Annotated in this window: 11 protein-coding genes; 5 read left to right on the forward strand and 6 right to left on the reverse strand. The window is 36.9% G+C overall.

Annotated elements, in window-relative coordinates; translation table 11 throughout:
• Positions 1-102 precede the first annotated feature (102 nt).
• Positions 103-519: a DUF6526 family protein gene (locus ASE74_RS21635; RefSeq protein ID WP_055913923.1), complete on the forward strand. Its 417-nt coding sequence runs from the start codon at positions 103-105 to the stop codon at positions 517-519.
• Positions 520-575: 56 nt separating this feature from the next.
• Here the strand turns inward: ASE74_RS21635 and ASE74_RS21640 are convergent, their stop codons facing one another.
• From ASE74_RS21640 to recQ, 3 genes are read right to left on the reverse strand one after another with little or no spacing between them, the layout of a single operon-like run.
• On the reverse strand, positions 576-1292 hold the full coding sequence (locus ASE74_RS21640; RefSeq protein ID WP_082458885.1) for a YqjF family protein: 717 nt from the start codon (positions 1290-1292) through the stop codon (positions 576-578).
• A gap of 2 nt (positions 1293-1294) precedes the next feature.
• On the reverse strand, positions 1295-2107 hold the full coding sequence (gene kdsA, locus ASE74_RS21645) for a 3-deoxy-8-phosphooctulonate synthase (RefSeq protein WP_055913927.1): 813 nt from the start codon (positions 2105-2107) through the stop codon (positions 1295-1297).
• Positions 2108-2161: 54 nt separating this feature from the next.
• Positions 2162-4351 carry a DNA helicase RecQ gene (gene recQ / locus ASE74_RS21650; RefSeq protein WP_055913931.1) on the reverse strand — a complete coding sequence of 730 codons (2190 nt, stop codon included), beginning with the start codon at positions 4349-4351 and terminating at the stop codon, positions 2162-2164.
• A gap of 91 nt (positions 4352-4442) precedes the next feature.
• Between recQ and ASE74_RS21655 the strand changes: the two genes are divergently transcribed.
• Both ASE74_RS21655 and ASE74_RS21660 read left to right on the forward strand, forming a co-directional pair.
• On the forward strand, positions 4443-5411 hold the full coding sequence (locus tag ASE74_RS21655) for an SIS domain-containing protein (RefSeq protein WP_055913935.1): 969 nt from the start codon (positions 4443-4445) through the stop codon (positions 5409-5411).
• Positions 5412-5425: 14 nt separating this feature from the next.
• Positions 5426-6517, forward strand: coding sequence for a mannose-1-phosphate guanylyltransferase (locus tag ASE74_RS21660; protein WP_055913938.1), 1092 nt, complete (start codon positions 5426-5428; stop codon positions 6515-6517).
• 238 nt (positions 6518-6755) lie between these two features.
• On the opposite strand, the gene rlmB is transcribed toward ASE74_RS21660, so the two are convergent.
• Positions 6756-7523, reverse strand: a complete 768-nt coding sequence (gene rlmB, locus ASE74_RS21665) for a 23S rRNA (guanosine(2251)-2'-O)-methyltransferase RlmB (RefSeq protein WP_055913941.1) — start codon at positions 7521-7523, stop codon at positions 6756-6758.
• A 200-nt stretch (positions 7524-7723) separates the two neighbouring features.
• Between rlmB and dnaB the strand changes: the two genes are divergently transcribed.
• Positions 7724-9286 carry a replicative DNA helicase gene (gene dnaB, locus ASE74_RS21670; RefSeq protein ID WP_055913943.1) on the forward strand — a complete coding sequence of 521 codons (1563 nt, stop codon included), beginning with the start codon at positions 7724-7726 and terminating at the stop codon, positions 9284-9286.
• A gap of 1147 nt (positions 9287-10433) precedes the next feature.
• Here dnaB and chrA read toward each other — a convergent pair.
• On the reverse strand, positions 10434-11651 hold the full coding sequence (chrA, locus tag ASE74_RS21675) for a chromate efflux transporter (protein WP_055913946.1): 1218 nt from the start codon (positions 11649-11651) through the stop codon (positions 10434-10436).
• A 35-nt stretch (positions 11652-11686) separates the two neighbouring features.
• On the reverse strand, positions 11687-12022 hold the full coding sequence (locus ASE74_RS21680) for a hypothetical protein (protein WP_055913949.1): 336 nt from the start codon (positions 12020-12022) through the stop codon (positions 11687-11689).
• A gap of 131 nt (positions 12023-12153) precedes the next feature.
• Between ASE74_RS21680 and ASE74_RS21685 the strand changes: the two genes are divergently transcribed.
• A complete protein-coding gene (locus ASE74_RS21685; RefSeq protein WP_055913952.1) occupies positions 12154-12891 on the forward strand; it encodes an electron transfer flavoprotein subunit beta/FixA family protein in 738 nt (245 codons plus the stop codon).
• Positions 12892-12976: the final 85 nt, after the last annotated feature.

A 12976-nucleotide genomic window follows, 5' to 3' on the forward strand; every position in this document is an offset into this window, starting at 1 on the left:
CAAACATATTTAAAATTAGAATTGAAGGTTTCAAGTCGGATTGATTAGATTGACATCAAGACCTTACTAGAAAACTCATATTAAAGATTAATTAAAATAACAATGTCTCAAGATTATAAAAATCATAAAAGGTTTTATCCATTATTTCATTACTTCACAATACCGTTGGCTTTTTTAGCTTTAATTTTTACACTTTATTTGTGTAAAACCACTCAAAATCCTTTTTTGGGTTTAATTTTCTTTGCATTTCTATTAATAACCATCGTTGCAATTATGGCGAGAACATTTGCTTTAAAAGCACAAGATAGGGCAATACGTGCTGAAGAAAGTCTTCGTTATTTTATCCTTGCTCAAAAACCATTTCCCGGCAGTATTAAATTGAGTCAGATTTTAGCTTTACGTTTTGCAAGTGATGAAGAGTTTTTAGCTTTGACAGATAGAGCTGTTTCAGAAAATTTATCTTCCGACGAAATAAAAAAAGCCATTAAAAATTGGCGTGGAGATTACCATAGAATATAATTTTGCTCCTAAATGCCCTTATAATTTTTAGAAGTAAGAAAAAAAAGTTTACAATCTTAAAACTTCTTCCCTTTTAACACCCTTATTTCCGAACCTTCTGCCAGCATTACAGAATCTGGTTTTGCTTGGTTGAGGAAAGTAAAATCCGCTCCGTAATTAATACCAAAATCAACATTGATGGTATAATCTCTCACCGGGTAAGCTTCCCAGCGTGGGTGCTCAACACCATATTCAGAGGTGCGGTTTAAACCGATTTTTGTGTAACCCCAATAATGTTCGGTAATAAATTCTTCCTCACTGTCTATTAAAATTTCCTTTGCTTCCGGATCTGCCGTGACTGAAAAGTTATGCCAATTTTTATTTTTCCAATAATAATTCACCTCCAACTGGTGCTCTTGTTCAACCCAGAGATGTTTCATTGGCAATGTTTGGTAATTTTCTTTATAAAGTGTATTGGCAACAAAAGTAATTGCAGGTTTAGGCACAATTTCTTTTATAAATACCACTCCACGCTTCCAGATATTCCCCTCTTTAAACTTTACATAAAACCTCAGATTCACCTCTTCAAAATTGGTATGAAAGGGGATATTAAAACCACGCAGTTTAACATCAAGAAACATAAACCCGACTAAGCTGACATAATATTTGCCTTGCCAATCGTCGAGTACTGTATTCGGAGGCAGGTATTTTGAAAGTATTTCTTGCGGTACAGCGTACTGTGCCAAAGCAAGTTTGCGCCATTCGGCTGTGAGAAACACTTTGGAGTTATTCAAAATTATAGTATTGCTTGTCTGATTCTGATCAGCTTGGTTAATGTTTCTTCCAGTAAATCTAAATGCAACATGTTAGCCCCATCTGATTTTGCATTTGCAGGGTCAGGGTGTGTTTCGATAAATAAGCCATCCGCTCCTACTGCAATCGCAGCTTTGGCAATGGTAGATATCAATTCAGGTTTGCCACCTGTAACGCCGCTGCTTTGATTGGGTTGCTGTAAAGAATGGGTACAATCCATTACTACCGGAACGCCAAAACTTTGCATTTCTGGTAAACCACGGTAATCAACAATTAAATCCTGGTAACCAAAAGTATTGCCGCGATCTGTTAAGATGATCTTATTGTTTCCGGCTTCTTTTACTTTTTCTACAGCAAATTTCATCGAACCTGCCGATAGAAATTGCCCTTTTTTAACATTCACCACTTTTCCGGTTTCTGCGGCAGCAATTAATAAATCTGTTTGGCGACATAAAAATGCAGGAATCTGCAACACGTCTACGTAAGCAGCAGCCATTGCAGCCTCGCCACTTTCGTGGATATCAGTTACCGTTGGTACGCCAAATTCTCTGCCTATACGCTCCAGGATACGTAAAGCCTTTTCATCGCCAATGCCAGTAAAAGAACTTCCTTTACTCCTGTTTGCTTTACGGTACGAGCCTTTAAAAATATATGGAATTTGAAGTTTATCAGTTATGGTAATAATTTTTTCAGCAATTTTCATCGCAATGTCTTCGCCTTCAATCGCGCATGGACCTGCCATTAAAAAGAAATTTCCTGAATCTGTATTTTTTAATTTATCTAAGTAGTTTAACATAGTTACGATTTGAGATGAGAGATTTGAGTTTTTCTCATGTCTCTCATCTAATTTTTAATTTCCTAGTTCTGACATGAATTTTATCCGCATCAGTTGAATTTCTTCACGGGTATAGTCGGTTTCACCCAGTTCATTAAGTGCTTCATCAATAGAATCACTTTCTGCAGCCCTGAAATAGTCAAAAACTTCATCCTGACGATCGTCATCAATTACTTCATCGATAAAATAGTTAAGGTTAAGCTTTGTGCCAGAGTTTACAATAGACTCTACTTCTTTCAGAATTTCTTCGTAAGTAATGCCCTTTGAATCTGCAATATCTTCCAAACCAATTTGTCTGTCTATGTTTTGGATTATGGAAACTTTCATCTGCGATTTATTCGCCTGGGTTTTAATAATCAGGTCAATAGGACGTTCGATATCATTATCTTCAACATATTTTTTGATTAATTCAAGAAAGGGATTGCCGAATTTCATCGCTTTTCCCGAACCTACACCAGAAATCTGACGAAGTTCTTCCATCGTAATTGGGTAATGCGTGCACATCTCCTCTAAAGATGGATCTTGAAATACCACAAATGGGGGTACACTTTTCTGTTTGGCGATTTTTTTACGCAGATCTTTAAGTAACGAGAGCAGATGCGTATCCAAGGCACCTGTACCTTGTTTTACATCGTCATCATCATCATCTGTGCCGCTTTCTATCGGTTCATTTAAAATGAATTTAAGGCTGTAAGGATTAACGATAAAATCTCTGCCTTGCTTTGTTAACTTTAATAAGCCGTAATTATCAATATCTTTATACAGGTAATTATTTAAAACAGCCTGGCGGATAATTGATTTCCACATCAGTTCGCCTTCTTCTTTTCCAATTCCAAATTCAGGAATTTTACTATGTTCGTAGGCAATGGTTTGAGCGGTTTCTAAACCCAAGAAAACGTTAAGCAAGTGAGCATCATCAAACTTTTCGCCTGATTTTTCGATAAATTTTAAAACGGTTGATAACTGACTTTCTGCATCAAATTGTTTTTTAGGCTTTTTGCAATTATCGCACATGCAATTACAGCCCGTTTCGTTAAAATTCTCACCGAAATAATGAAGGATTTGCTTACGTCGGCAAACGCCGGATTCGGCGTAATCGATTACTTCTTTTAATATTTGTGTGCCAATTTCGCGTTCAGAAACGGGTTTATCTTTCATAAACTTTGCCAGCTTATCTACATCCTTTTGGGCGTAAAAAGCAATACAAACACCTTCGCCTCCATCACGGCCTGCCCTACCTGTTTCCTGGTAATAACCTTCCATGCTTTTCGGTACATCATGGTGAATAACGAAACGGACATCTGGTTTATCAATGCCCATACCAAAGGCTATAGTTGCTACTATAACCTCCGCATCCTCCATTAAGAACCTGTCTTGGGTTTCTGCCCTCACCTTTGGATCTAAGCCGGCGTGATAGGGCAATGCACTAATTCCGTTAAGATTTAGTGCTTCTGCAACTTCCTCTACCTTTTTACGGCTCAAGCAATAAATAATACCCGATTTTCCCGGATTAGACTTAATATATTTTATGATTTCTTTAGTAATATCTCTTTTCGGGCGGATTTCATAAAACAGGTTTGGCCTGTTAAATGAAGATTTAAACAAAGTTGCTTCCGTCATTCCAAGATTTTTCATGATATCCTGCTGCACTTTTGGTGTGGCAGTTGCGGTTAAAGCAATAATTGGAATATTGTTGCCTAAACCAGCAATAACTTGTTTAATCTTACGGTATTCCGGTCTAAAATCATGTCCCCATTCAGAGATACAATGTGCTTCATCAACAGCAACGAAAGAGATTTTAATCAGATTTAAAAATTCAATATTGTCTTGCTTCGCCAAAGATTCGGGCGCAACATACAATAACTTAGTCTGTCCGCTTAACAGATCAGATTTTACTTGAGTAATTTCAGATTTATTTAGAGATGAATTTAGAAAATGAGCAATACTGTCATTTCCACCAAAAGCCCTTAATTGGTCTACCTGGTTTTTCATCAATGCAATTAACGGAGAAATTACAATTGCCGTTCCCTCGCTCATTAAAGCGGGCAACTGATAGCAAATAGACTTCCCTCCGCCTGTTGGCATAATAACAAAAGTGTTATTGCCTTCTAAAATATTTGTAATGATCGACTCCTGATCACCCTTGAAATTATCAAACCCGAAGAAATTTTGTAGGTTATCAAATAACGACTTTTTCACGTCCATTTTGTGTAATAAAATATGCGATGCTATTTTTGTATCCAAAATAACATAATTTTACAAGAATTTCAAGTATTAACAGACAATTATTTTCTCTTTGAAAAGTAAAAAATCAATTATCCAATCGGCTGTAAGCACCTTAGAGCTTGAAGCAGCGGCAATATTAAATGTTGCGAAGAATATTAATCACGATTTTGAAAAAGTCGTATCGAGCATTTTACATGGCAAAGGACGGGTAATTGTTACGGGCATTGGAAAAAGTGCCATAATTGCACAAAAAATTGTGGCCACCTTTAATTCTACAGGTACACCGGCAATTTTTATGCATGCTGCAGATGCCATTCATGGTGATTTAGGAATGATCCAGACGGATGATATTGTTATTTGCCTATCTAAAAGTGGAAACACGCCCGAAATTAAAGTGTTGGTTCCCTTATTAAAAACGGCCAATAATCTTTTAATTGGAATGGTTGGCGAATTAAATTCTTTTTTAGCAGAACAGGCTGACCTAATTTTAAATACATCTTTCGAAAAAGAAGCTTGTCCGCATAATTTAGCCCCCACTACAAGTACTACTGCACAATTGGCCATGGGCGATGCATTGGCGATCTGCTTACTTGAGTGCAGGGAATTTAACGAATCTGATTTTGCCAAATTTCATCCAGGTGGATCATTGGGTAAAAAACTTTATTTAAAAGCAAGGGATTTAGCGCTTTCTAACGAAAAACCATCCATAAGCCCCTCTGCTCCGGTAAAAGATGTATTGATAGAAATTAGTAAAAACCGTTTGGGTGCTGTGGTTGTTGTTGATAACGAAAATAAAGTATTGGGCATAATTACAGATGGCGATATTAGAAGAATGTTGGAAAACAATAATTCCATTTCTGATTTAAAAGCCCAAGATATAATGGGGAGAACACCAAAAAGCATACAATTTGATGCCCTGGCAGTTGAAGCATTAGACATTATTAAACAAAATAACATTACACAGTTGTTAGTTCTAGAACAAAATACTTACTTTGGCATTATCCATTTACACGATCTCCTTAATGAAGGCATAGTGTAATTTTTAAAATAAAAATGAACAAAAATTATTATGCATTAATTATGGCTGGCGGCGTAGGTAGCCGCTTTTGGCCAGTAAGCAGAACAGAATACCCAAAACAATTTATTGACTTTTTTGGTGTTGGAAAAACGCTGATTCAAAGTACCTACGAAAGATTTTTGAACATCTGCCCTCCTGAAAACATATTTATTGTTACCAACGAGATATATTCAGATCTAATTAAGGAGCAATTACCCCAGTTAACAGATAATCAAATTCTGGCTGAACCTTTAATGAGGAATACAGCACCTTGTGTGGCTTACGGTAGTTTAAAAATTGCGGAGTTAAATCCAAATGCCACTATTGTGGTTGCACCATCTGATCATACTATTGCCAATATTGACGGTTTTGTAGAATCTATTCAACAATCTTTAGAGGCTGCATCTAAAAACGATTGTTTAATCACGCTGGGGATTAAACCAAATCGTCCTGATACTGGCTATGGTTACATACAACATACCGATTACGTACTCAATACGGATACCGACCTGCATAAGGTTAAAACTTTTACAGAAAAACCAAACCTTGAACTGGCAAAATCATTTTTACAGAGTGGTGATTTCCTATGGAATGCCGGTATATTTATTTGGTCGGCAAAATCAATTTTAAATGCTTTTGAAAAACACCTGCCTGATATGTATGAAATATTTAATGTTGGTAGGTCTGAATTAAATAATGCCGGTGAAAAAGAATTCATCAATAATGCTTATTTCCAATGCACAAATATTTCGATAGATTTTGGAATTATGGAAAAAGCAGAAAATGTTTACGTTTTACCTTCCGATTTTGGCTGGTCTGATTTAGGTACCTGGGCATCTATTTATGAAATGGCCGAAAAAGATTATGTTGGTAATGCGGTTATTCCATCAGAGCAGGTAATTATGTTCGATTCATCAAATTGCATGGTAAACGTACCAAAAGATAAACTTGTTATTCTCCAGGGGCTTCATGATTATATAGTAGTTGAAAATAACAATATGCTGATGATTTGTCCACGCGATGAAGAGCAAAAAGTTAAAGAATTTGTTGCAGAAGTTAAATCCAGATTTGGAAATAAGTTTATATAATGCAAATAATTTAGAAAGTAAAATGGATGATTAAACCTTGTTTAATCATCCATTTTTGTTTTAGACCATTTTTTTAAGATCTCAAATTATTTTTTTTTAAAAAGATCCTGAAACAAGTTCAGGAAGACGAGTTTTTTAGGGGGATGAAATTTTTCTGGAAGACGAGTTTTCTGGTAGGATGAAATTTTTCAGGAAGACGAATCTTCCTTTTTTTATAAAAAAAACTGTATTATTTTCATTAAACAGTTCTTTGTCTAACTGCTTCGTATAAAATTACACCAGCAGCAACAGAAACATTTAACGACTCAATTTTACCTGCCATTGGTATTTTGGCCAAGTGATCTGCCACCCTTAAAAGATCGTTTGATATCCCTTCATCTTCCGATCCCATCACAATTGCGGTTGGCATGGTATAATCCGGAGCATAAATAAAGTCGCTTGTTTTTTCTGTGCATGCAACAATCTGTAAACCACTTTCTTGTAAAAACAAACAGGTTTTATGTAGATTGGCATGTCTGCAGATTGGAATACTGAATAAAGCACCAGCCGAGGTTTTGATGGCATCAGCATTAATTTGCGCAGCATTTTTTAAGGGTACAACAATGGCATGAACGCCAACACAGACCGCGGTGCGCGCAATTGCACCCATATTACGGACATCTGTTACGCTATCTAAAACCAAAATTAGGGGTACCTCTCCTTTTTCAAAAACAGCAGGAACAATATCTTCAATATTTTGATATGTTATAGGTGAAATTACCGCAATTACACCTTGATGGTTTTTTTGTGACATGCGGTTCAGCTTCTCAATCGGAACTGAATTTAAAGGGATTAAAGTATCTTTTAAAAGTGCCTTTAGTTCTAAAAATAATTCACCACCCAGACCGCGTTGCTGATAAATTGTTTCAATATCTCTTCCTGCTTTAACGGCTTCTATTACGGCTCTAATGCCAAATACAAACTCATTATTCTCTTTTGCGCGTTGCGGTCTTCTAAAATTATCCATGTTTTGAAATTGTTAGGCAAAAGTATTCAAATAAATGTTTTAGCCCTAATCTATATTCATCCTTATTAACATTTAATTGTTTAAAAATTCTCTGAATTTTTAAAATCCTATAAAATTTAATCTGATTATGCTTCAATTTGTTAACAAACACCTAGTAACTAATTCAAACAACCACGTCAAAATTTAATTACTTTTGTAGCATGAGTAGCGATAATGAACAAGGCGGAAAGAACAGTATGACTGCTAGAAAAAGCAGATTAAGCAATACGATTAGTTCACAGGGTAAAATCCCACCTCAGGCTTTAGACCTTGAGGAAGCTGTTTTAGGCGCATTAATGCTCGAAAAAGATGCCCTTTCGGCGGTAATCGACGTTTTAAAACCAGAAGTTTTTTATAATATCGCCCACCAAAAAATTTTTGAAGCGATCCATATTTTATTTCAGAAATCGAGACCGGTTGATATTTTGACCGTAACAGCCGAGCTTCGTACCTTAGGTTCGCTGGAAATTGTTGGTGGTGCTTATTACATTACAAATTTAACAAACCGCGTTGCCTCTGCAGCCAATATTGAGTTTCACGCCCGTATTATTTCTCAGAAATATATTCAGCGTGAGTTAATTCGGATCTCAACCGAAATTATCACAAATGCCTACGAAGACACAACCGATATTTTTGATTTATTGGATCAGGCAGAAAAAGGTCTTTTCGAAATTGCCCAGAATAACTTGCGTAGAGATACACAAAAGATGGACGATATCATTAAGCAATCTTTAGCTACCCTGGAAGAACTTCGTACCAAAACAGATGGTTTAACAGGTGTACCAACAGGTTTTACTGGGTTGGATCGGATTACCGGTGGATGGCAAAAGCAGGATTTGGTAATTATTGCAGCTCGTCCGGCGATGGGAAAAACAGCATTCGTACTAACGTGTGCAAGAAATGCAACCGTAGATTTTGCTAAACCAACCGTAGTATTCTCACTGGAGATGTCATCTGTACAGTTGGTGAATCGTTTAATTTCCGGTGAAGCAGAAATTGAGCAGGAAAAAATCAGAAAAGGAAATTTACAGGAGTGGGAATGGCAGCAATTACACAGTAAAATAGGCCGTTTAACCGAAGCTCCCCTATTAATTGATGATACGCCTGCACTAAATATATTCGAATTCAGGGCAAAATGCCGGAGATTAAAGTCTCAATACGATATACAACTTGTAATTGTCGATTACTTGCAGTTGATGCATGGTAAAGGCGAAGGAAAAGGTGGCGGTAACCGTGAGCAGGAAATTGGTAGTATTTCGAGGGCATTAAAATCCGTTGCGAAAGAACTTGATGTTCCTGTATTGGCCCTATCGCAGTTAAGTCGTGCGGTTGAGAGCAGGCCAGGTTTACAAGGGAAACGACCAATGTTATCCGATTTACGTGAATCGGGATCCATTGAGCAGGATGCGGATATGGTATTGTTTCTTTACCGCCCCGAATACTATGGTATTACCGAAGATGAACAAGGAAGATCGCAGGCTGGTATTGGTGAAGTTATTATTGCAAAACACCGTAATGGTGAAACCGGAATTGTACCACTTAAATTCGTTGGTAAATTTGTGAAATTCGTCGATTTGGAAGATGATTTTAATGCACCGCCGAATTCATTTGCTGCAGATCCATCAGCAGGTATGTATCCATCTCAAGATTTTGAAAAACAAAGTAACGTAATTATCCGTCCTTCAAAAATGGACGATTATAGCGATGATGATCCACCTTTTTAGTAATAATTACTAAGTTTTCAGCTTTATTGTCCTTCAATAAACTTTAACGATATATTCTACAATTTAAGAATCGTCATCTCGACTGGAGTGCAACGGAATCGAGAGATCTTTGAAGAAAACTATAAAATCAAATTTAAAGATTTCTCCACTACGGTCGAAATGACGATTTATGGAAAGGTCTTAGAATACGCTACCATAGATTGAATCCATTAGCACGGTCGTCATTCCCGCGTAGGCGGGAATCTTAAAGCGCTTGCATTACGATTCCCAATCGAGTTGGGAATGACGATATCGCGCAACCTAACATTTTGTCAAAAAGGTCTGTCTTTAATTTANTAGGCGGGAATCTTAAAGCGCTTGCATTACGATTCCCAATCGAGTTGGGAATGACGATATCGCGCAACCTAACATTTTGTCAAAAAGGTCTGTCTTTAATTTAAGGATCGTCATCTAGACTGGAGTGTAACGGAATGGAGAGATCTTTGAAGCAAACAATTAAAATCGAATTACCATAGATAGAATTCATTAGCACGGTCGTCATTCCCGCATAGGCGGGAATCTTAAAGCGCTTGCATTACGATTCCCAATCGAGTTGGGAATGACGATATCGCGCAACCTAACATTTTGTCAAAAAGGTCTGTCTTTANTAGGCGGGAATCTTAAAGCGCTTGCATTACGATTCCCAATCGAGTTGGGAATGACGATATCGCGCAACCTAACATTTTGTCAAAAAGGTCTGTCTTTAATTTAAGGGTCGTCATCTCGACTGAAGTGTAACGGAATGGAGAGATCTTTGAAGCAAGCAATTAAAATCGAATTATCATAAATATAATCCTTTAGCACGGTCGTCATTCCCGCGTAGGCGGGAATCTTAAAGCGCATGCATTACGATTCCCAATCGTGTTGGGAATGACGATATCGCGCAACCTAACATTTTGTCAAAAAGGTCTGTCTTTAATTTAAGGATCGTCATCTCGACTGGAGTGCAACGGAATGGAGAGATCTTTGAAGCAAACTATAAAATCAAATTTAAAGATTTCTCCACTACGGTCGAAATGACACTATTTTCATAGGAAAAGCGGTGCCAGCGGACTGTATTAACCTTAACTGCTACTTGATTATTTATATTGTAATTTAAAAAGCAATACTAAAACAAATACCCAATCAAAATTCCCGCAAGTACAATAATTGGCGGACTTACTTTAGTGAAATTAAGCAATAAAAATGTTGCCAGCATAATGCCTAAAAATACCCAGTTAAAGCCCATGGGGATTAACAACAATACAAATGCAGCAATAATAAAACCAACACTAACTGCATTTATTCCCGAAAGACTATGACGGATTCTTGAAATCTTTTTAAGATCGTCCCAAAAAGGAACAATAAACAAAACGAGGATCAATCCAGGTAAATTGATGCCGATTACGCCAATTAATCCTCCTAAAATCTGTCCCCACATCCCATAACCGAAATTTTTCATGCTCAACGCCCCTAAATAGCTGGTAAATGAAAACGTAGGTCCAGGCAAAGCTTGTTGCAGTGCGAAACCAGATAAAAAGCCTGATGAAGGCAAATAGTGTTTCATTTCTACAAACTCTGTAAACATCAATGGTACAAGTACTTGTCCGCCTCCAAAAACAAGTATTCCGTTACGGTAAAAATTTTCAAGCAAACGGATAGGTAAGCTGAAAGGAGAAGTACGGTTAATAATTGCACCCACCAAAGCAAATAACAACAAGGCACCAATAAAGTAAATCAGTTTTTTAGGGTTGATGTTTGAAAAAAGTTTAACCCTTAATTCCGTTTCTTCTTTTGGTGTTTCTATGGCAGATGAAATCATACCCCCGATTAATATGGATAATGGAAATACATAAGCATTTCTTAACACCAAAGTGGCAATAACTGAGGCTATAGCTAAAAATATAGAAACCTGGGATGATAAAACCTTTTTGCCTAGTTTCCAGGCACCATAAGCCACAATCCCCAATGCAATTGGCTGGATATATTCTAAAATATCATTAAACTTTTGCTTCTGATCGAGCAATGCATAACTTATGGCCGCAAAAGTCATAACAGCTGCAGTAGGTAAAATCCAGATGAGGAAAGTAATAATGGCGAGTTTCAGTTTCCCTACTTTCCAGGCTATACCCACCAAAGTTTGTGTAGAGGCTGGCCCTGGCAGTACTTGTGCAAGGGCATTAAGTTCCAAAAGTTCTTCCTCAGAAATAAACTTAGTGTTATGAACAAAATATTTATGCAACAAGGCTAAATGGGCCTGCGCACCGCCAAAAGAAGTAAAGGTAAAAAAGACTACGTTTCTAATGAACAGCCACTGTTTTTTAGCGGCAATGGGTTTGGTCTGCATGGGTTCAAACTGAAAATTGATAACTGCAAATGGAATTAATCATCTTCGTAATCCAATCCTGTGGCAGAATTGTATGCACCCTGCAATTCTGAAAATGAATGCATATCTCTTTTATTTCTGGCTACCTGCATTCCCTTTTGATAAATTTCAATTGCTTTCTCTTTTTGATCGTCTTTTTCCAATAATTTGCCAAAATGATAGTAAGTTCCAACATAATCTGGATGTTTATCAGTTAACTGAAGGTAAAAAGAATAGGCTTTTTCCTTATCATTTTGAGCGTTATACTCTGTAGCTAAGGCATATAGTATAAATGGATCGTTAGGATCACTCTCTAAAAATTCTAATAACTTACTTAAACGGGTGGATGACATTTTAATTCCTTGCTTTTTTAATTAAATTTGCAGAAAGACCTTATATAATAATGATATCATATATGAACCGATCAACAACTAAACAATTACAGTTCTAGATCGTTCATAGCAATAAAAACCACTATTAACATATGAAAATATTAGTTTGTATCAGTAACGTGCCAGACACGACGACAAAAATAACTTTTACTAATGATAATACCGAATTCAATACGTCAGGAGTGCAATATATTGTTAATCCATACGATGAAATCGCTTTATCACGTGCAATTGAGTTAACTGAAGGTGGTAAGGGAACGGTAACGGTAATTAATGTTGGCGAAGCGGCTAACGATCCAACCATCAGGAAGGCACTCGCAATTGGTGCCGATGATGCGGTAAGGGTAAATGCTGTACCTAGAGATGCTTATTTTGTAGCGAAACAAATTGCAGAATACGCAAAAGATAAAGATTTTGACCTGATTTTAACTGGTCGCGAATCTATTGATTATAATGGTAACCAGGTTGCGGCTATGGTTGGCGAATTCTTAGACATTCCATCGGTTTCAATCATTAAGAAACTAGAAATTGATGGTGATGTTGCAACAATAGAAAGAGAAATTGAAGGCGGTAAAGAAGTTTTAACTGTTTCTGGCAAATTTGTTGCCAGTTGTGCAGAAGGTGTAGCGGAGCCAAAAATTCCGAATATGCGCGGAATCATGAGTGCCAGAACAAAACCTTTAAACGTTGTAGAAGCAGTTTCTATAGAAGAAGTAACCAAGGTAACCAAGTATGAAACCCCTGCCCCACGCGGAACTGTTAAGCTTATTGCTGCCGATCAAACCGAACAGTTAGTCAGCTTATTACACAGCGAAGCCAAGGTAATTTAGTTGGCAGCCCGGAGTTTTCAGTTAAAAAAGAGATAGTTAATCGAATTAATTTAATGTAAATTCCCATATAAGGGAATCTAGGGAA

Source organism: Pedobacter sp. Leaf216, from assembly GCF_001421515.1.
Lineage (GTDB): Bacteria > Bacteroidota > Bacteroidia > Sphingobacteriales > Sphingobacteriaceae > Pedobacter.